21 protein-coding genes are annotated in these 20,628 nt (G+C 64.1%); 8 read left to right on the plus strand and 13 right to left on the minus strand.

Features of this window, described 5'->3' with window-relative positions:
* From VKP01_RS11100 to VKP01_RS11160, 13 genes are all read right to left on the minus strand, one after another.
* Window positions 1-724 (minus strand): TRAP transporter large permease subunit (locus VKP01_RS11100; RefSeq protein ID WP_324412267.1); only part of this gene is annotated, 724 nt, incomplete at its 3' end.
* 21 nt (window positions 725-745) lie between these two features.
* Entirely contained in the window at window positions 746-1,288 is a 543-nt protein-coding gene (locus VKP01_RS11105; RefSeq protein WP_324412269.1) for a TRAP transporter small permease, read from the minus strand.
* 108 nt (window positions 1,289-1,396) lie between these two features.
* Window positions 1,397-2,371: a TRAP transporter substrate-binding protein gene (locus tag VKP01_RS11110; protein ID WP_324412271.1), complete on the minus strand. Its 975-nt coding sequence runs from the start codon at window positions 2,369-2,371 to the stop codon at window positions 1,397-1,399.
* Window positions 2,372-2,908: 537 nt separating this feature from the next.
* Window positions 2,909-3,268, minus strand: a complete 360-nt coding sequence (locus VKP01_RS11115) for a LapA family protein (protein ID WP_324412273.1) — start codon at window positions 3,266-3,268, stop codon at window positions 2,909-2,911.
* Between the two features lie 59 nt (window positions 3,269-3,327).
* Window positions 3,328-3,675: an integration host factor subunit beta gene (ihfB, locus tag VKP01_RS11120; protein ID WP_324412275.1), complete on the minus strand. Its 348-nt coding sequence runs from the start codon at window positions 3,673-3,675 to the stop codon at window positions 3,328-3,330.
* Between the two features lie 24 nt (window positions 3,676-3,699).
* Window positions 3,700-4,674 (minus strand): signal peptide peptidase SppA, encoded by a 975-nt coding sequence (sppA, locus tag VKP01_RS11125; RefSeq protein ID WP_324412277.1) that lies wholly within the window; start codon window positions 4,672-4,674, stop codon window positions 3,700-3,702.
* Between the two features lie 126 nt (window positions 4,675-4,800).
* Entirely contained in the window at window positions 4,801-5,700 is a 900-nt protein-coding gene (locus VKP01_RS11130; protein WP_324412279.1) for a protein-glutamate O-methyltransferase CheR, read from the minus strand.
* Complete coding sequence (cheB, locus tag VKP01_RS11135) at window positions 5,700-7,061, minus strand: chemotaxis-specific protein-glutamate methyltransferase CheB (RefSeq protein WP_324412281.1); 1,362 nt, start codon at window positions 7,059-7,061, stop codon at window positions 5,700-5,702. The genes VKP01_RS11130 and cheB overlap by 1 nt, the downstream gene beginning before the upstream one ends.
* Before the next feature lie 100 nt (window positions 7,062-7,161).
* Window positions 7,162-7,527: a response regulator gene (locus VKP01_RS11140; protein WP_074444140.1), complete on the minus strand. Its 366-nt coding sequence runs from the start codon at window positions 7,525-7,527 to the stop codon at window positions 7,162-7,164.
* 19 nt (window positions 7,528-7,546) lie between these two features.
* Window positions 7,547-8,038, minus strand: coding sequence for a chemotaxis protein CheW (locus VKP01_RS11145; RefSeq protein WP_074443454.1), 492 nt, complete (start codon window positions 8,036-8,038; stop codon window positions 7,547-7,549).
* Window positions 8,035-10,929, minus strand: coding sequence for a chemotaxis protein CheW (locus VKP01_RS11150; RefSeq protein WP_324412285.1), 2,895 nt, complete (start codon window positions 10,927-10,929; stop codon window positions 8,035-8,037). The genes VKP01_RS11145 and VKP01_RS11150 overlap by 4 nt, the downstream gene beginning before the upstream one ends.
* 163 nt (window positions 10,930-11,092) lie before the next feature.
* Window positions 11,093-11,734, minus strand: coding sequence for a histidine phosphotransferase ChpT (gene chpT / locus VKP01_RS11155; protein WP_324412287.1), 642 nt, complete (start codon window positions 11,732-11,734; stop codon window positions 11,093-11,095).
* Window positions 11,735-11,842: 108 nt separating this feature from the next.
* Window positions 11,843-12,469 (minus strand): YHS domain-containing (seleno)protein, encoded by a 627-nt coding sequence (locus VKP01_RS11160; protein ID WP_324412289.1) that lies wholly within the window; start codon window positions 12,467-12,469, stop codon window positions 11,843-11,845.
* Window positions 12,470-12,709: 240 nt separating this feature from the next.
* Between VKP01_RS11160 and VKP01_RS11165 the strand changes: the two genes are divergently transcribed.
* From VKP01_RS11165 to VKP01_RS11200, 8 genes are all read left to right on the plus strand, one after another.
* Window positions 12,710-13,297, plus strand: coding sequence for a DUF1134 domain-containing protein (locus VKP01_RS11165; RefSeq protein WP_414706568.1), 588 nt, complete (start codon window positions 12,710-12,712; stop codon window positions 13,295-13,297).
* Between the two features lie 88 nt (window positions 13,298-13,385).
* Window positions 13,386-14,738: a hypothetical protein gene (locus VKP01_RS11170; protein WP_324412292.1), complete on the plus strand. Its 1,353-nt coding sequence runs from the start codon at window positions 13,386-13,388 to the stop codon at window positions 14,736-14,738.
* A gap of 278 nt (window positions 14,739-15,016) precedes the next feature.
* A complete protein-coding gene (locus VKP01_RS11175) occupies window positions 15,017-15,994 on the plus strand; it encodes a TRAP transporter substrate-binding protein (RefSeq protein ID WP_324412294.1) in 978 nt (325 codons plus the stop codon).
* 111 nt (window positions 15,995-16,105) lie between these two features.
* Window positions 16,106-16,663: a TRAP transporter small permease gene (locus tag VKP01_RS11180; RefSeq protein WP_324412296.1), complete on the plus strand. Its 558-nt coding sequence runs from the start codon at window positions 16,106-16,108 to the stop codon at window positions 16,661-16,663.
* Window positions 16,664-16,666: 3 nt separating this feature from the next.
* A complete protein-coding gene (locus VKP01_RS11185) occupies window positions 16,667-17,977 on the plus strand; it encodes a TRAP transporter large permease subunit (RefSeq protein WP_324412298.1) in 1,311 nt (436 codons plus the stop codon).
* A gap of 41 nt (window positions 17,978-18,018) precedes the next feature.
* Window positions 18,019-18,549, plus strand: a complete 531-nt coding sequence (locus VKP01_RS11190) for a winged helix DNA-binding protein (protein WP_324412300.1) — start codon at window positions 18,019-18,021, stop codon at window positions 18,547-18,549.
* Window positions 18,550-18,720: 171 nt separating this feature from the next.
* Window positions 18,721-19,830 carry a M20 family metallopeptidase gene (locus tag VKP01_RS11195; protein WP_324412303.1) on the plus strand — a complete coding sequence of 370 codons (1,110 nt, stop codon included), beginning with the start codon at window positions 18,721-18,723 and terminating at the stop codon, window positions 19,828-19,830.
* Between the two features lie 111 nt (window positions 19,831-19,941).
* A partial coding sequence (locus VKP01_RS11200; RefSeq protein ID WP_324412301.1) for a CHASE domain-containing protein occupies window positions 19,942-20,628 on the plus strand: 687 nt, incomplete at its 3' end.

A 20,628-nucleotide genomic window follows, 5' to 3' on the forward strand; every position in this document is an offset into this window, starting at 1 on the left:
AGCCGCGATAAATCGAGCCGATCACGAAAGCGATCAGCAGGATGACCGGGATCAGCCGCCGGGACGACCAGAGCTTCTCCCTCAGCGTCATCCTGATGTCGGAGATCGGAATCTTCGATGGGTTGAGCAGCGCCCAGCCACCGACATAGAGCATGAACAGGGACGCCACCATCGCACCAGGCAGAATGCCGGCGATGAAGAGCTGCACGATCGAGACTTCCGCAGAGACGCCGTAGACAATCAGGATAATGGAAGGCGGGATCAGCAGGCCGAGCGTACCCGAGCCGGCCAGCGATCCGATGATGAGCTTCTCGTCATAGCCGCGTTTGGACAATTCCGGGATCGACATCTTGCCGACCGTCATCGCGGTCGCCGCCGAGGATCCGCTGACGGCGGCGAAGACGGCGCAGCCGAGGATGTTCACATGCACCAGCCGCCCGGGAAGCCGCCCGAGCCAGGGCGCGAGTCCGGCGAACATGTCTTCGGACAACTTCGTGCGAAACAGGATTTCACCCATCCAGACGAAGAGCGGCAGCGAGGCCACCGTCCAGGTCGCCGTTCCGCCCCAGATGCTGGTGGACATGATCAGGCCAGCGGGCGCGCTGCTGAACATGGTGATGCTGACGAGCCCGAGGGCTGCCAGCGCCATCGCCACCCACAATCCGCCGCCGAGAAAGGCGAACAGCAGGACGATCAGGATGATCGATTGCGTCAACAGATCCAAGGGCCCGGTCCTTTTCGTGAATCAGTCGTTTGATGCATCTTCGCGTTCGCGCATGACGACGTCGCGTGTGTCGTCGAAACTCGGCGTACGGCCAGACAGGATGTTGAAGAACTCTTCCACCATCGCCAGCGTCAGCATGGCGATGCCGAGAAACATGGCCGCCTGCGGAACGGCGAGCGGGATCGCCAAGAGGCCGTCAGAAACTTCACTGAAGCGGATTGAATCCTGCATCAGCCCCCAGGTCGATTTGGCGAAGAAGCCCATGAGCAGTGCGCCGATGCCCACCGAAAGCAGGTCGGCCACGCGCCGCGCCTTGTCCGGCAACATGTGGAGAACGAGCGAGACGCGAATATGGCTGCCGGCCCGGAAGGCGTAGGCCAGCGCCAGAAAGCTGGTTGTGGGGAGGAGGAACGCCGCCGCTTCGTTGACGCCAGGCACCATGATCCCGAAAAGACGCCCGATGATCTGGGCAAGCATCAGAACGGCAATGGCGGCAAGCGCGATCGCGGCTGCAATACCGCAGGTTTTATAGGCAAAATCGGTCGCCCGACGCAGCACGTCCATGCGCGACACCTCCGCGGTTCGGCTGATTCTTACGACACGTTATTCGAGTGCGGCAGGCATGCGCACGCAGATCGTCAGAGATCCGCGTGCGCACGATCATGGAAGCAATTACATTGACTCGTAGGCTTCGATCAGACGCTGACCGCGCTCACCGGCCTTCTCGCTCCATTCCTCGGTCATCTGGGCCCCGACTTCCTGGAGTTCGGAGACCAGCGCATCGCCGGGCTCGACGACATTCATGCCGTTATCGGCGAGTTCCGCCGTGGCCTTGGCGCCCTCTTCACGGGCCTGCGCCCAGACGCGTTCTTCGGCATTGGCCGCAGCGGTCAGAACGGCTTCCTGGATATCGGCGTCGAGTGCATCGAAGGCGCTCTGGTTGACGAAAACCAGGTTCTTGGGATGCATGGCATCCGTGGTGTAGTAATATTCGAGGAAATCCCAGGACTTCACATCCACGCCCGTCGTGGCGGAGGTCAGCATCGCATCAACGACACCGGTCGAGAAGGCCTGGGGCACCTCGGCATACTGCACCGTGGTCGGAACGGCGCCCATCAACTCGGCCAGACGCGACGTCGCCGCATTATAGGCGCGGAAGGGCACGCCCTCCATATTCGCCAAGGTCTCGACGGGCTCCTGCGCGTAGAGGCCCTGGCCCGGCCAGACGCCCGTGAACAGCACCATCAGGTCTTCCTCGGCGAGGACTTCCTCGAGGATCGGCTTCTGCGCCTGCCACAGCTTCTCGGCATTGTCGAAACCGGCTGCGAGGAACGGCACGCCGTCAACCTCGAAGATCGGGTTTTCGTTCCCATAAGCCGAGAGCAGGATCTCGCCGATCTGGGCCTGCCCGGTGCGCACAGCACGCTTGATCTCCGGCATCTTGAAGAGCGAGGCACCGCTATGCACCGTGATGTTCAGACGGCCGTCGGTGAGTTCGGCGACTTCCTCGGCGAACTGGATTACGTTCTGGGTGAGATAATTCCCATCAGGGTAGGGGGTAGGCATGTCCCAGTTCTGGGCCTGGGCGGAAAAGCTGAAACCGAGGCTGACCCCGGCCACGAGCAGCCCCTTGGTGAAATGATTCATGTTGTTCTCCCAACGCGAGTTCGATCCTCTGGAAACGGTCATGCCGAATGTGTGTTCATATTCTTTTTCGACATAGCGCGCACTAGCGTGTCCCGGTACTTACGTTACGTCAAGCCTGAAGAATTCGCTTCGAGCGCGCAGATCAAACGCATGGACTGTGAATTATTGCACAAAATGTGTCCATTTTGAAAATGCAGCCTGCCTTCGATCCGAAATGTCAGGCAGCCATGATCGAACGCAATTGAATCAGATCTCAAAGCCTGCAGCATGTCGGATGGGGCTTGGAAGTCGCGCTTCGTCAGGGCTCTACGCCAATTCCGTGAAGCTGGGCGCGACCGCGTTCCCAAAAGCGGACCTTGACCGGAAATGCCGCGGGCCGGTCCGCGCAGACTTTATCGCCGGGCAGAACCACGACGGACGGCAGCGGATATCGCTGCGCCCTCAGTCGCACCAGCCATGCTGTCGAATTTCGCGTGCCGGGTGACTTGCCACGACCGAGACTTGCAACAGAATCACACCGGCGGCTGTCCAAGGCCCTCACGAGCGTGCCGTAATGGCGCTGCCCCCTTGCGGTGCCGTCAGCGCGCCCGGATTCGCGCGGGTTGATTCGCGCGCGGTATCGACCTCCTTGCGCAGCGAATCACATTCACGCTTGTATTGCCGTTCCAGTTTGCGGTGCTTGCCCTGGACCAGCCATGCCGCGACGCCGCCGATCATGACGCCGATGGTCAGGGCAATGAAAAGCACCAGCCAAAGCGGGGCCGAGATGGCCATGAGCGGGTCGGATGCGGAAAACGGATCGAACGAAATGGTGATCGGCGCACGATTGGCGATGGCGAGCAGGATGATCACGAAGCCAACTGGTATGAGGATGAGCGCCTTGATGAAACCCGCCATAGCGTCGTCGTTCCCTGATCTGTTTCTCAGTCTCGCGCGGATTCTGGCCCGCTTCCGTCTCAATCAACCGCGCGGGCCGCGATCGCGGGCTGCGTCTGCTCACCGCCTGCTGCGCCCGAAGCGCTGCTGCCGCCATTGAGCCGCAGGCGCATTTCCTTGCCGGTCTTGAAGACCGGAATCACCTTCTCCGAAACCGGAACCGTCTCGCCGGTACGCGGATTGCGCCCGATCCGTGCATCGCGCTTCTTCACGGAGAACGCGCCGAAGCCGCGCAATTCGACCCTGTCACCGCGCGCCAGCGCGTCCACGATCGTGTCGAGAATCGCATTCACGATATTTTCCACGTCTCTCTGATAGAGATGCGGGTTCTGTTCGGCGATTCTCAGGACCAGTTCTGATTTGATCATCGGCGCTAATTCTTTGAATTTTATCTAATTTTCAAGCTCAGGCTGCCAGATGGCGAGCAGCCCGTCAAGTTCGATGCGTTCGCGATGACCAACGAAACCGTAAAGCTGCCCCGAAAGTCGCTCGAATCCCGCAACATCGGCAAGGAACGCCGCGCTTGTCATCAGGTCGAAGGCCGAACGCTCCCGGTACGGGCGCCAGGTCTCGACCGGCAGATCGGAATCGACGTCATGCGCCTCTGTCAGCCAAGCCAGCGCATCATCCTCGTTGCCGAGGGCATCGACGAGCGAAAGAGCCAGAGCCCGGCGTCCGATATGGACGCGCCCATCGGCGACGTCTGCCGTGGCCTGCGCATCAAGCGCGCGGCGTTCCGCGACGAGTTCGCGAAACCATGCATACGTATCGTCGACCAGTTCGCGCAGGGCCGCAACGGCCTCCTCGTCGATCTCGCCGGTCGGGCTCGGCGCCGCCTTGAGCGGCGTGGAGCGCAGTTCGAGCATGCTGATGCCGATATTGTCGAGCAGTTCCCGGACATTGGGCATCTGGAACACTGTGCCGATCGAGCCGACCACCGCCGTCTCGCGCGAGACGATATGGTCGCTTGCGAGCGCGGCGATATAGGCACCGGAGGCCGCCGTTCCGTCGACGAAAGCAACCACGTGCTTGTCCTGTGCGAGCGCGCGCAGGGACTGATACAGCTCTTCCGCGCCCGTGACGGTGCCGCCTGGGGAATTGATGCTCACGATCACGCCGCGCACCGCCCGCGATTCGGCGATACGCTCCAGCATCTCCATCCTGGGCCGGTCATTGGTGATCACGCCGGAAATCTCGACCCGCGCGATATGCGCCGTGCGTATCGAATCCAGATCGCCGGGCCCGGCAATGCGCCAGCCGACCACGATCAACGCCCCGAGCAGGGCGGCGAAACCGAGGGCGCGCCAGAAGGACAGCTTGCGCCGCATTCTGCGCCGATCTGCGATCAGTTCAGCATCGCTGGCCATGGCGCGCCCTCGTTTGCAGCCGATTCGAACAATAGACACTGTTATACAGGCCAAGACCGACGCGACAAGCGCGGCATTTGCACGAATTTCGGGCCGAACACGAATGGCTGAGCGCCGGCACCGGGCTCAGCCTCCGGCGGCGATGCGCAATCCGCCGACCGGCACACGGGTCTTGCCGGCATCAGTGGCCGGTTGCCCCGCACCCGCACGCCCGGCTCCCGAAGCGACATAGAGCCCACGCTGCGAAGCGTGTGGCGCGAGCGCATCCGTGAGACCGATCACGGTCTCGGCAGCGCCGAGCAACAACACGCCATCGGGCGCAAGCGCAGCCGAAAGCCGGCGGAGCACGTCGGTCTTGGTCGGCTGATCGAAATAGATCAGCACGTTGCGGCAATAGATCACGTCGAAATGGCCGAGCTGAGAGAAATCCTTGATCAGGTTCATCTGCTTGAAGGTGACCATGGATTTGATCGCCGGCGAGATGTGCCAGCTATCACCTTTCTGCTGGAAATATTTCAGCAGCATCTGGATTGGCAGCCCGCGCTGCACCTCGAACTGGGTGTAGATCCCCGCCTTGGCCTTGTCGAGCACCTCGGCGGCGATATCGGTCGCGACGATCTCGATCTGCCAGCCGGCAAACTTCGTCCGCGCCTCGTCGAGAAGCATCGCCAGCGAATAGGGCTCCTGCCCCGAAGAGGCGGCGGCACACCAGATGCGCAGCTTGCGCTTGCCCGCGCGCGCGGAAAGCATTTGCGGCAGGATCGTGTCCTTGAAGATGTCGAAGGGCGTCTTGTCGCGGAAGAAGAAGGTCTCGTTGGTGGTCATCGCCTCGACCACCGCCGTTTCCAGCGCGCGGTCGCGACCCTGGCGCAACTTCGTCACCAGATCAGGCACGCCGGTCAGCGCGAAGCGCCGGCAGACCGGTCCGAGCCGGCTGTCGATCAGATAGCGTTTCTCCGCCGAAAGCGAGAGGCCGGAGCGCTCTTTCAGATAGGCGCGGAGAAAGTCGAAATCGGCATCCAGCATTACCTGCTCCCACCCAAAAAGCGTCGCGCCGCGCCAGCCATGTCCCGCAGCGGCAGGATTTCATGGGCGAGGCCAGCCTTCGCGATCGATCCGGGCATGCCCCAGACCGTACTCGTCGCCTCGTCCTGGACGATCACCGCACCACCCGCTTCGCCGATGGCGCGCGCGCCATGGGTGCCGTCGGACCCCACGCCCGTGAGCACCACCGAGAGGACCTGCGCCCCGAAGATCGTCGCGGCGTCGAAGAACAGCACATCGACGGCCGGCTTGCAGAAATTCACCGGCGCACCGTCATCGAGGCGCAGCGCGATGCCCGAGCCGCCATTGCGGCGCAAGCCCATATGCTTGCCGCCGGGCGCGACATAGATCCGTCCCGGCTGCAAGGCCTCCCCGTCCTGCGCCTCGGCCGCAGGGAGCCCCGTCTGGGCCCCCAGATGCTCGGCGAAGACGGCGGTGAAGACCGGCGGCATGTGCTGTACGACCAGAACCGGCAGATTGCGCAGTTGCGGGCCCAGCCCCGTGAGAAACTCGCCCACTGCGCGCGGACCGCCCGTCGATGCCCCCACGACGAGCACGCGCTTGGGCGTGTTCGAGGCCACGGGCCGCAGGGTCGGCGCCGCACGCGAAGGGGCGGCGGGCGCACGGGCATATGAGGATGCTGCCGCCGGCACATTCCCCGCCGGGCCGTGCCGGGCGGATGCGGATGCGGATGCGCCCGCTCCTCCTGCCGGTGGCGCGCGCAGGAATTGCCGCCCGCCCGATCCGGCGGCGGCTGCAGCCGGCGCGCCGCGTTCGACCCGGAAGGTCCGGGCACCCGGCGCCGCCGCCATCGGCCGCGCGCCTGCCCCGCCTGCGGACATCCCTGCAGACATCCCTGCAGACATGGCCGGCGTCATCGCGGCATCGACGCCGTCGCGATGGCGCGCGGCGAGACCCTCGATCTTGATCATCAGATCATGCCGGAAGGTCACCGAGGTGGAGACACCGCGATGGCTTTCGGGTTTGGCAAGATAATCGACAGCGCCGAGGGAGAGGCATTTCAGGGAAGTCTGCGCATTGCGCTGGGTGAGCGTCGAGACCACGACCACGGAGACGCCGGGGCATTTCGCCAGCAGCAAAGGCAGCGCGGTGATGCCGTCCATCTCCGGCATCTCGATGTCGAGCAGCACGATTTCCGGCTTTGCGCGGGCGATCTGGTCGACGGCGACCCGGCCGTTGTTGCAGGTCGCGACCACCTTGTGGCCGGCCTCTTCGAGCCAGCGCGCCGTCAGACCGCGGATCACGACGCTGTCGTCGACGACCATGATCCGCATTGGCGTTGCGGTGACGGATCCCTGATTCGAAGCTGTCGCGATGGACATGGACTCATCGACTCCGGTGCGCTGCCCGAACGGGTCGGCGCGCGAAACAAGCTGGCATCACTGCCGGAAAGCGGCGGCACGGATTGCGCCGGCACAGGATTCAGACGAGCCCGACTTCCTGCATCTTGGCGGTCATGATCTCCTTGTCGAAGGGTTTCATGATGTACTCGTCCGCGCCGGCGCGCATGGCCCGCGCGATATTGCCGACATCGTTCTCTGTGGTGCAGAACACCACTTTCGGCGCCTCACCACCGGGCAACTCGCGCAACGCCCGGAGGAAGGAATAGCCGTCCATCACGGGCATGTTCCAGTCGAGCAGGACGGCGTCCGGCATCTCGGAGCGGCAGCGGTTCAGCGCCTGCTCGCCGTCCTCGGCTTCCGAGGTGCGGAAGGAGAGCCCCTCCAGAATGCGCCGCGCAACCTTGCGAATGACGGCTGAATCGTCGACGATCAGGCAATGCTTCATCACGACCTCCTCGGAAGCGTCAGGCTGCGCGGGATTCGGCGTCGAAGGCGAGAACCGCATCGACATCGAGGATGATCAGGAGCCGCCCGTCGAGGCGGTGAACGCCGCGCGAGAGCTTGACCCAAGCCTGATCCATGTGGACCGGGCTCGCCTCATGCGTCTCGGTGGAGAGCTTCATCACCTCGCCGACGGAATCGACCAGCAACCCGTAGGATTCGCCGTTGCGCTCGAGGCCGACAGCCATGTCCTGGGCGCCCTCGTCGCGATCGGGCAGGCCGAGGCGGCGGCGCAGACACATGGCGGTGACGACGCGACCGCGCAGATTGAGCAGACCCATGATCTCGCGCGGCGCCAGCGGCACGGTGGTGAGTGAGGAGGCGATGAAGACATCGTGCACCCGGTCGATCGGCAGACCGAACATCTGGTCACCCAGCATGACGGTGACGAATTCCTCGTATTCCTGCACCGCGCGCCCGTCGCGCCCGGCATCGTTGACGTTGGCGGCCATCATGCGGCTTCTCCCAGCTGGGCTTCGGTTTCGGCGAGAGCGGCGACGAGGCCGCTCCGGTCGAATTTCGCGATGAATTCCGAGATATCGAGCTTGCGCGCCTCCTCGATCGCCTCCGGCGTGACGGCGGAAGACAGGGCGATCACCGGCAGGCGCGACAGCCGCGCCTGGGCCCGCACGGCGCGGATCAGCGCGAAACCGTCGCGGCCCGGCATGTCGACATCGGCGACGATCGCGTCGACGCGGCGGTCGGCATTGAGGGCGGCAAGCGCCTGCTCGGTCCCCGCCGCCGTGATGACACGGTAACCGGCGGCCTTGAGCACGGGGCTGAGCATTTCACGGAAGAAGGAGGAATCATCCACCAGCAGCACGGTGCGGGCATCCTTGGGATTCTTGACCGGTGCCCCGGAGGTCCAGTCCTCGTGGGCCAGCGGCAGATAATGCACCACGTTGACGATCTCGGTGGCGCGCCCGCGCAACACGGCGGAGCCGAGCAGATCGGGACGGTCTGCCACGAGTTCGATGTCGAGCACATCGTCGATGATGTCGACGATCTCGTCGACCACCAGCCCCATGGCCCGCTCCCCGTCGGAGAACACGACCAGCGCCTGCGGGCCCTCGCTCTTTATCGCGATGGCCGGATCGGCCGGTACCAGTGGCATCAGCTTGCCACGATACTGGATCAGCGGGCGTCCGCCGACCCATTCGATCTTGGCCGCATCGATTTCCTCAAGGCGTGTGACCAGCGAAAGCGGCACCGCCTTGTGGGTCTCGCCACCGCCACGGAAGACCAGCAGTGTCGTCGATTCATTGTCGTTGCTCTCTTCCATCTCGTCGGCTGCCTCGACCCCGAACTGGTTGTCGCCCGTACCCTGACCGACCATCTTAGCGATGCCGTTGGGGTCGATGATCAGCACCACGGCGCCGTCGCCGAGGATGGTGTTGCCGGAGAACATCGGGATATGGCGCAGCTTGGTCGCCATCGGCTTGACCACGATTTCCTCGGTGTGGAAGACGCCGTCCACCAGGATACCAAAGCGCTGACGCCCGACCTGCGAGACCACGACGAAGCCCTCATCGCCCGGATTGGCCTCCGCCCCGTCGAGACCGAGCACCTTCCCGATCGGCACGATCGGCAAAAGCCGGTCGCGCAGGCGCAGCACCGGGGTCCCGTTGATGCGCTCGATCTGGTGATCCGAGCCGTTCTTGACACGCACGAGTTCCAGAACCGAAACCTGCGGAATGGCGAAACGCTGATCCTGAGCGGAGACGATCAGGGCAGCCACGATGGCCAGCGTCAGCGGGATCTTGATGGTGAAGACAGTGCCCTTGCCCTGCTCGGAGCGGATTTCGACGGTGCCGCCGATCAGCTCGATATTGGTCTTGACCACGTCCATGCCGACACCGCGCCCGGAAACGGCGGTGACCTGGTTAGCCGTCGAGAAGCCGGGATGGAAGATGTACTTGGCCATCTGGGCTTCGCTCATCCGCTCGATTTCCGCCTCGGTGGCGAGCCCCTGCGAGACGATCTTGCGCGAGATCGCGTCGTAGTTCAGGCCCTTGCCGTCATCAGCGATCTCGATCGTGATGGTGCCACCTTCATGATAGGCGTTGAGACGGATGGTGCCGCGCTCGGGCTTGCCGGCGGCGCGGCGCGCCTCGGCATCCTCGATACCATGATCCGCCGAGTTGCGGATCATGTGTGTCAGCGGGTCCTTGATGACTTCGAGCACCTGGCGGTCGAGCTCGGTATCCGCGCCCTGCATCACCAGCTCGATCTTTTTGCCAAGTTCGGAAGAAAGATCACGAATGACGCGCGGCAGTTTCTGCCAGGCGGTGCCGATGGGCTGCATGCGCGTCTTCATGACGCCTTCCTGCAGCTCGGCGGTGACGTGCGAGAGGCGCTGCAGCGGCACCTTGTAGCCGCTGTCATCCTCGCGCCGGGCGATCTCGAGCAGCTGGTTGCGGGTGAGCACCAGCTCGGAGACCATCGTCATCAGATGTTCGAGCGTATCGACATTGACGCGGATGGTCTGGACCTTGGCAACGTTCTGCTCGGCGCCGGCATTGCCGGGATTGTCCTTCGCCTCGGGCTTCTTCGCAGCAGGCGCCGGCTTGCTTTCGGCCGGGCTGTCGTCGGCGACGGGTGCCGCAGCGGCTGCGGGCGCCTCGGCGACCTCTGCCGCAACCGGCGCCTCGTCGGGTTCGCCGAGCACGCGGCCCTCCATCACGACCGGCGCCTCGATCTCTTCCAGCACACCCTCCTCGTCATCAGGGCCGGGCGCTTCCATGAAGGCGCGCTCCAACTCGTCGAGGGGAATTTCACCCGGTAGAAGGTCACGCTCGAGCTGCTGGAAGACGAACCCGCCTGCGGCCGGAGCATCATCGGTCTCTGCAACGGCAGCCGCGTCCGACGATGCGGCGGCGGCTGCCTCCGACGCCATTTCCGGCGCCGCTTCGACGGATGCCCGGGACGGGGCCTGCGCGCCGTCGGACCGGCTCGCCAGCAACGTCTCGGGATCGGCATTGGACATCGCGTCGAGCGCACCGATCAGATCCTGATCCTCGCCCTCCGGCTCGGCGGCGGTGCGCTCGAGCTCGGCCACGATCTCCTTGATCCGGTCCAGCGTCTGCAGGATCAGCGAGACGGCGTCGGTGGTGACCGGGTGGCCGTCACGGAACTTGCCCATCAGGGTCTCGGCCGCATGCGCCAGCGCCTCGAGACGCGGCAGGCCGAGGAACCCGCAGGTTCCCTTGATGGTGTGGACGAGCCGGAAGATGTTCCTCAGGATCGTCTCGTTGTTGGGATCCTGTTCGAAGCGAACCAGTTCGACATCGACCGTATCGAGGTGCTCGCCGGTCTCGGTCAGAAATTCGCGCAAAAGATCATCCATGACGTCACTCTACTCTCGCAGGGCCTGCTTCTGGAGTTCGAGTGTCGTCAGAAGTTCTTTATGTTCCGTTTCCTGAATATGGAAAAAAGGTAAATCTGCTCGGAATTATACTTAACAGAATGTTCATCCGGCGCGTTGCAATGCTTCGATGCGATTCCGGATTTTATTCGGATTCCGCACGCAACCTGAAGGCGTCGCCTTCCAGGTCGAGCGAAACGGCCATGCCTGATGCGCGCGCGACGAGGCCCGCATAGTAGAACTGGATCCCGTGCGCGTCGACACTGTCACCCTCCGGCTCGCCGTCGAGCAGCGCCTGCGCGTGCGGCGGGATCCGGGCATTCTTGCCGGTGGCGGCGATCAGGAAGGTAGAGGCGCTCTCGTCACCGGTGATGGTGACCTCGATCTCGCCGCCGCGCGGAATCCCCTGGGCGGCCATGACGAGGAGGTTGAGCAGGAGCTTGACGCGGTTCTTCGGCAAAAGCTGGCGCTGTGCATTCCAGACGAGGCGCGTCTTGTCGTCGTGGAAGAAACCCTTGGCGACCTGTTCGGCATCACCGGTATCGATCGCGGCGCCCGCAGAACCAGCAGCCCCGAAGGCGATGCGGGCGAATTGCAGCCGGGCCGAGGCCTGGCGGGCGCTCTTGCGGATCAGATCGAGGGCAAAATCCTTCATGCCGGGATCGCTCTCGTCCTCCATCACCTCGAGCCCGTTGACGATTGCGCCGACCGGGCTGATCACGTCATGGCAGACCCGCGAGCACAACAGCGCGGCGAGATCGAGGGAATCGAGATCGAGCTTGGCCATGAAACATGCCTCCGATGGCGCCCCGGCAACATGCGCGAATCACGCGCAAGGACGTACCGGTTGTTCCCTAACCGGCTTCGCGCCCCTTGAAAAGCCTCGATTGCACCGTTACAGGCGCGCCAGCTGCTCGCGGTTCTCGCGCCAGACCCGTTCCGCGCGGGCTGCAGCGTCGGGATCATCGAGAAAGGCGTCGCGGGCCACACGCGTGTGAAACAGATAAAGCCGCCCCTCGACGATCGCGGCGATCCGCGCCTGCGCCTCGACCATGCGCCCTTCCGTCATGGCGAGAGCATCGTTGCCACCCAGGCGCGGGGCATAGATATCGGGTCGCGACAGGAAGGCGGCGCGGTTCGCCGCATTGGAAAACCGCCAGGCGTGACCGTTCCAGACGGCTTCATGCATCGCATCGCCGGGGCGAGGGGTGCCGCTCAGGAAATAGGTGACCGGGTCGAAACCCTCCAGCGCGACCCCGGCATGATCATGCCGGCGCACCCCTTGCTGCGCTCCGACGAGCGGCGGCAGCAGGGCGAGGCGCGCCGCACCGGCATCGGTCGAATCGGGGCTGGCCGCACGGGCATCGGCTCCGGGCCCCGGCAGAGCCAGCACCAGGGCGAGCCCGGCAATCCGGACGCCGTGGCGCAGAAGGCACGCCCATGATGCACCCGTCGATCCTGCCTTCGCGGAGAATTCCGTCACCTCGCATGAGGCCGAGCCGCTTTCGCGCGTTAACGCCATGTTACCCTTCTTGGTTAAAGCTTGGTTTCGCGGACGGAACACATCTCCGCCGGCTGGGGGTTGTAGCGCTCCGGGGCTGAAACCGGGGTTCAGATAATCATTCGAATTGTCACTATCGGGCGATTCGACATAGCGAGCAGGAGATCGCGCATGCGCTCAATCCGTTTCATGATGCGCCCGGCCATCACGCTCGGGAGCTGCAGCGTCCTGCGCTTCTGGCTGCCGGCACTGGTCGCCCTGATGATCGCCGGGCCGTTCGCTGCTGCGGGGAACGCACAGCAGAACGCGTTACCGCCTCCGGGCCAGCCGGGCAGCGGTGTCGCACCCACCCCCCGCAATGCTCCCGAAACATTCGAATCCCGGGAGATCATCGAACAGGGCCATGCCTTTTTCGGCTCGATCTCGCGCGGCCTCGCGCTGACGGTGCAGGAAGCCTTTTCACGCTGGGGCCAGCCCAACGGCTACATCCTCGGCCAGGAGGCAGGTGGCGCCTTCATCGGCGGATTGCGTTACGGCGAAGGCGTGCTCTACACGCGCAATGCGGGCAACAGAAACGTGTTCTGGCAGGGTCCCTCGATCGGCTTCGATTTCGGCGGCGAAGGCTCGCGCACGATGATGCTCGTCTATGAACTGCCGTCGACCGACGCGATCTACCAGCGTTTCCTCGGCATGGACGGCTCGGCCTTTGTGGTGGGTGGTTTCGGCATGACGGCTCTTTCGGCCAACTACATCATCGTGGTGCCGATCCGCTCCGGTGTCGGAGCGCGCCTGGGCATCAATATCGGCTATCTGAACTTCACCGAAAGTCCGACCTGGAACCCCTTCTGACGCAAAGCCCGGAAAGCGGGGTGGCGGTCAGGCGCATGGCGTGGCATGGTCGAAACCTGCGCAGGATCGAGTAAGGGCGCGTTGCCGCGTGATCGAGACCATCATGATCTTCGCGTTGGGATTTTTCGTCTCGACGCTTTTCGGGCTGATGATCGTGCCGGCGCTCAACGAGCGCGCGGACCGGCTGGCGCGCAGACGCGTGGAAGCGCAATTGCCCGCATCCGTGGCCGAACTCAATGCCGAGCGCGATACGCTGCGCGCGGAACTCGCCATGCGCGAAAGGCGCATCGAGCAACGCCTTGAGACGATGCGCGAAAAGCAGGCTACGGGTATGGCCGAGCTCGGGCGGCGCATGACGCGCATCGCGACGCTGACGGAGGAAGGCGAAGCGGCCCGCGCCGAAATCGGCCGCCTCGAACAGGATCTCGCCATGACCCGCAATGCGCTGGCCGACAGCGAGGCCCGCGCAGCCGGGCTGAGTGCGGAACTCCTTGAAACCCGGGAAACGCTCAGCGCGCGCGACACGACGCTCGCCGATCTGCAGGCGCGTCAAGAACGCGCCCTCGCCGATCTCGACGCACGGCGCATCGAGGTTTCCGACCTGCAGACGCGGCTCCAGGCCGAGACCGGTCGCGCCCGTGAGATCGAGCGGGTTTCGCGCAGCCGGGCCGAAGACATCGCGGAATTGCGAATGGCGCTGGAGCGCACCCGCAAGGCCCTCGCCAACGAAGAAGCGCGGGGCGCGGTGCTCGAACGCCGGGCGGAGAATTTCGCCGGCGAGCGGGACGAGGCCGTCGCCGCACGGCTGCAGACTGAGGCGGACCTCGCGCTGGCGCGGGACGCGCAGGCCGCAACGGGTCGCGATCTCGCCGCTCGCCATGCCGAGCTGGAAAAAGCCAGCGCCCGCATCGCCGCTCTCGAAGGACACCTCGCCCTGACCCGGCGCAAGCTGGGTACGTCCGACGAAGCGACCCGAACGGCGCAGGATGCCTTGCGGCGCGAGATCGACGGATTGCGGGCGGAAAAGGCCTCCCTGCAAGGCGCGCTCGATCATGCCCGCGGCGAACGCCGCCGGATCGAGGCGGAGTTCGGCGCCTTTCGCAAGGAGGCGCAAAGGCAGCTGGAATCCGAGAACGCAGGGCTGCGCGCGCGTATCGACGCGATCACGCGCATGATCATGGGCAATGAGACGCCGGGCAGCGACTCTGCGAAGGCAGCATCCCGGGAAGCGGGATCCTCGACAGCCGAAGCCCCCAAAGCGACACGGACCGGCAAGACGAAACGTGCCAGCAAGACGACTAAGACCGGCAAGACCGGCAAGACTGATGAGGGTCGGGCGATTTCCGACAACAGGCCGCCGGCGAAACCGACCGGCAGGGTTTCGGATCGCGAGAAGGATACCGCGCAGCCCGCTGACGGGACACAGCCGGAAGGCGTTTAGGCGACCGTGCCCGGAAGGCGACCGGGGTGCCGGCGACCGGGCGATGGGGTGCCAGCGTGCCGTTTCACGAAAATATGACGACGCGAATGCACGACGGCCCCGCCGCGCGAGTTGGGCACGATCATAAGTATGCGACATCCTAAAGATGGATGACGACATTTTGTCTACAAATTAGGTATAAATCGCTATTAAAATATTGACAGGCGTGCCGGGCCCGTACAGCATGCAACCGCGCATGTAAAATCAGAGGGATGCGCAAACCCGATGGGAGATTGTATATGAAAGCTTTTGCTCGCGCAACAATGGGGCTCGGTCTGGTTGTTGGAATGACTGCCGGAGCCTCGGCTCAGAGCTGGGACATGCCGACGCCTTACCCGGACGGCAATTTCCACACCATCAACATCAGCCAGTTCGCCGATGATGTCCGCGAGGCCACGGATGGTGCACTCGACATCACCGTCCATTCCGCCGGGTCGCTGATCCGCCACCCGGAGATCAAACGCTCGATCCGCTCCGGCATCGCGCCGATCGGGGAAGTGCTCGTCTCGCTCCATGCCAACGAGGCGCCGATCTACGGCCTCGATTCGGTGCCCTTCCTCGCGACCAGCTATGACGATGCCCGCGCGCTCTATCAGGCCCAGCGCCCTGCGCTTGAAGAGGCGCTCGCCGAAGAAGGTCTGACGCTGCTGTTCTCGGTGCCGTGGCCGCCCCAGGGCATCTACTCCAAGATGGAGATTACCGCCATCGAGGACATGGAAGGCCTGCGTTTCCGCACCTACAATCCGGGCACCGGCCGCATCGCGGCGCTTTCTGGCGCGACGCCGGTTCAGGTCGAGGTCGCGGATCTGCCGACGGCTTTCGCCACGGGTCGTGTCGAGGCGACGATCACCTCCCCGGCCACGGGCGTCGATTCGCAGTTCTGGGACTTCCTGGAATACTATCACGACACCCAGGCCTGGATTCCGCGCAACATGGTGATCGTCAACAGCGCCGCTTTCGAGGCGCTGGATGACGCGACCCGCGAAGCCGTGCTGGAAGCTGCCGCGACCGCCGAGGAGCGCGGCTGGGCCTCTTCCGAAGAGGTGACGGTTTCCGCAACAGAAGCGTTGGCCGAAAACGGCATCAACGTGATCACCCCCTCCGACGCGCTGCGTGAAGGCTTCCGGGAGATTGGCGCTCAGATCGCCGTCGAGTGGGAAGAGGAAGCTGGTGAGACCGGCGCTGCCGTGTTGGAGACCTACGAGTCCCTGCGCTGATAACGCACCACGAAGACCCCTTCCGCGGAAGGGGTCTTTTTCGTTCCGGCGGACCGGATCGCAGAATTCGGTCTCGCCGTGAGCGCTATTGTTGTTTTCGGAGCCGGACTGATGCGACGCACTCTTGATACCACCTACGCGATCGCCCTGTGGGGCGCGATCGCCTGCCTTGTTTCGATCGCCCTGCTCGTCGGCCTGCAGGTCGGCGGCCGGATCGTGGACGCCATACTGAGCGCGCTTGGTCTGGCCCGGTCGGGCTTCGTGATCCTGTCACTCTCGGAAATCGCCGGTTATCTGCTCGCCGCAGCGAGCTTTCTGGGCCTTGCCGCAACCCTCAAGAGCGGCGTCCATATCCGGGTGACGATGCTGATCAACAACGTTCCGCTGAAAGTACGTTCCGTGCTCGAAGGCGCCGCGCTGCTCTTCGGCGGCATCGCCGCGAGTTTCGCCTCCTGGCATCTCGCGCAATACGCCCATACCACCTGGCAATTCAACGAAGTCTCACCCGGGCTGGTGCCGGTCCCGCTCTACATCCCGCAGGTCGCAATGGTCGTGGGTGCCGTACTGCTGGCCATCGCCTTTCTTGATGAATTCATCATCACCTTGCGCACCGGACGTCCGAGTTTCACGGGCACCGAGGACGCCATCAATCTCGGTCGGGAGGAGTGAGCCATGGATCTGCTTCCTGTCAGCCTCGGTCTCATCGCCCTGCTCTTCGCCATGATCGGGCTGGGCCTCTGGATCGCCGTGGCGCTCGCCACGATGGGCTTCGTCGCCATCATTCTGCAGTTGAGCCTGCCCGCCGGCACCATCCTCGCCACATCGATGTGGCAAGGGGCCAAATCCTGGGATCTCACGGCTTTGCCGATGTTCATCCTGATGGGTGACATCCTTTTCCGCACACGCCTGTCGCAGGATATGTTCGACGGGCTTGCGCCCTGGTTGGCGAAGTTGCCCGGGCGGCTGATTCACGTCAATATCGTCGGCTCGACCATCTTTGCCGCGGTCTCGGGCTCTTCGGCGGCGACCTGCGCCACGATCGGGCGCATCTCGCTCTCGGAACTGGCCAAACGCGGCTATTCCAACACGGTTTCGATCGGGGCACTGGCCGGGTCGGCCACGATCGGTCTGATGATCCCGCCATCGATCATCCTGATCGTCTATGCGGCAGCGACGGAGCTCTCCGTGGCGCGGCTGTTCATCGCAGGCGTGATCCCCGGGCTGATGCTGACAGCCATGTTCATGACCTACGTGATCATCTGGGCCCTGTTCAACAAGGACAAGATGCCACCGCCGGAGCCGGCGATGCCCTTCCTCGAGCGGGTCAAGGCACTGCGCCGCCTCGCTCCCGTGGTCCTGCTGATCATCGGGGTGATCGGCTCCATCTATATGGGTCTCGCCTCCCCCACCGAGGCCGCCGTGGTCGGGGTCTTCCTGTCGCTCGCCATCGCGTGGGCGACGGGGACGATGACATGGGAGACCATGCGCGAAGCCCTCGTCGCCTCCACCAAGACGAGCTGCATGATCATCTTCATCCTCGCTGGCGCCGCCTTCCTGACGACGGCGATGGGCTTTACCGGCATTCCGCGCGTGCTGGCGGAGTGGATCGGCAGCTTCGGGCTGTCACAGGGCATGCTGCTGCTCGCCCTCACGGTCTTCTTCATCATCATGGGCTGCTTCCTCGACGGTATCTCGATGGTGGTGCTCACCACATCCATCATCATGCCGCTCGTTGTCGGTGCCGGTTTCGACCTGATCTGGTTCGGTATCTACATCGTTCTGGTGGTCGAGATGGCGCAGATCACGCCGCCCGTCGGTTTCAATCTCTACGTCCTGCAATCGCTTACCGGAAAGGACATCTTCAGGCTCGGGCTTTACACGGCACCGTTCTTTCTGATCATGTGCCTCGCAGCCTTCCTTCTGGCACTGTATCCAGATATTGCGCTCTGGCTGCCGCGCACCATGCTGGAGGCACCCCGCTGATGCGCGATTCGTAAAGTAGGGTGCGCGAATCCGGAGACGTCATGAGTGCGAAAAGCCTGAACCCCTCCGGCATCGGTCCCATCGTCTCTTCCGCCCATCTGGCGGAGGGGGCGCTGCCGGCCCTGTCGGAGTTCGAATTCGGTCTGATACTGGCCAGCCACGCCTTTCATCGCTGGATGATGCGCTGCATCGCGGCGGCGGGCGTGCCGGATCTCTCAGCGCTCGACGTGCTGATCCTGCATACGGTCAACCATCGCGGACGCGCCAAGCGGCTGGCGGATATCTGCCTCGTTCTCTCGATCGAGGAGACCCATCTCGTGAGCTACGGGGTCAAGAAGCTGCAGGGCGCTGGCCTCGTCACATCAGGACGCGCCGGCAAGGAAAAGACCGTCGAGATCACCGGGAAGGGGCGCGATATCTGCAAGAAATACCGCGAGATTCGCGACAAGCTCCTGATCGGCCCCTTGAGCACCACCACGCTCGACAGGGAACAGCTCTCTGAAATCGCCGCGATGATGCGCGCGCTCTCGGGTCATTACGACCAGGCGGCGCGAGCGGCCGCCTCCCTGTAGCCCCCTCAGGCGAGACCTGTGAAACGCCCGTGACGATTTTCCGCTTCCGTCATCCTGCCATACGGGCCTAGCCTGACCGGGTCTCTCCCCCCGATGAAGGTGATCCCCGTGTCCGCTGCCCCCGCCCCCGCCAACCACGTCCTTTCCTGGCTCGAAGAGCAAAAACCCGCCATGCTCGCCCTGCTGGAGGAGGTCGTGAACATCGATTCCGGCTCCTATGACAAGGCAGGCGTCGATGCGGTGGGGGAGCGCTTCAAGCGTTTCTTCGCAGAACACGGCATCGAGACCACGACCATCCCCGATGAGGCCTATGGCGAGGTGATCAAGGCGCATGTGGCCGGTTCCGGCGGTGCCAACAAGCCGATTCTGCTGATGGGCCACCGCGACACGGTCTTCCCCAGCGGCGAGGTCGCACGCCGCCCCTTCCGCATCGAGAATGGTCGCGCCTACGGGCCCGGCGTATGCGACATGAAGGCCGGGCTCGTGATCAACGCCTTCGTTCTCGCCGCCTATCACAAATTCGGCGGCGCGCCGGCACCGCTGCTCGGGCTGATCACCAGCGACGAGGAGATCGGCTCTCCCGCCTGCCGCCCGATCATCGAGGAGACCGCCCGCGAGGCGCGCGCCGTGTTCAATTCCGAGCCGGGGCGCCCGTCGGGCAATATCGTGACCGGGCGCAAGGGCGGGGTGTTCATGCAGATGACCCTCCACGGCAAGGCGGCCCATTCCGGCGGCAACTTCGCGCAGGGCGCCTCGGCCATCGGTGCGCTCGCTCACAAGATCATCGCCCTGCATGCGATCACCGATATTGACGCCGGCATTACCGTGAATGTCGGGCTGATCCGGGGCGGACAATCGGTGAATACGGTCGCCCCGCTCGCCGAATGCGAGATCGATCTGCGCTATATCACCCCCGACCAGCGCGAGGCGGCGATGGCGCGCATCATGGAGATCGGCGCAGCCGAGGATGTCGTCGGCACGCGCGCGGAACTCCTGATCAAGGGCGAATTCCATCCGCTGGTACAGGATGATGGCTCGCGAGCGCTCTTCGAGGTCTATCAGAAGGCCATGGCGGAAAACGGGGTCACCATCGACGGCGAATTCGCCGGCGGCTGCGCCGATTCCGGCTTCACCGCGAGCGTCGGCTGCCCCACCCTGTGCGCCACCGGCCCCGTCGGCGGCAAGGCGCATTCGCCGGAGGAATACATGGAAGTCGAGACCATGGTGCCACGTGCACAGGGCATCGCCCGCGCGATCGCGGGGCTGGGCCCGGGCGATTGAGATTTTCACCGCAAGCGGGAACCTCGCGCGCGGTCGCGCGTTCGCCATGCGTGGGATGCGCGTTGCGCGCAGGCTTACCCCCTTGTGCCGGACAGTGAAAGCGACCGTGACTTGAAGAAGAAAAAGAGACTCGGCCTCTTTCAGGTCACGACCCGTACGCCGCGCGCGCTGATCTTTCCCGCAATCGTGGTGATCGCCGGGATCGCGGCGACATTCTTTCTTAGCCAGCAATACGAACGCCTCGCGCGTGAACGCGACGCAGAGCGTTTCAATGCCATGGTGGAACAGCGCGCTGCGGCGGTGCAGCAACGCATGGAGGATTACATCGCCCTTCTGCGTGGCACCGCCGCGCTGATGGCAAGCCGCCCCGCCGGCGCGGTCAGCCAGCCGGAATTCCGCCGCTATGTCGCCCGCCTGCGGATCGCGGAGCTTTATCCCGGCGTGCAGGGGATCGGCTTCGCCCGTTCGATAACGGCGCCTGAAATACCGACGGTCGAGGCACGGATGCGTCAGTATCATACCGATTTCCGGGTCTGGCCCGAGGGTGATCGGGACGCTTATTCCACCATCGTCTATCTCGAACCCCAGGACGTGCGAAACCGCGCCGCGCTCGGCTACGACATGTTTTCCGAAGCGATCCGGCGTGATGCGATGGAGCGTGCCCGCGATCGCGGCCAACGCGCCACCTCCGCGCGCGTAGAACTCGTTCAGGAAATCGAGGAAGACGATCTGCAACCGGGTTTTCTGATCTATCTGCCGATCTATCGCGGCGCACGCATCCCCGAAACGGTCGAGAAT

This window comes from Saliniramus sp., from assembly GCF_035311605.1.
Classification (GTDB): Bacteria; Pseudomonadota; Alphaproteobacteria; order Rhizobiales; family Beijerinckiaceae; genus Saliniramus.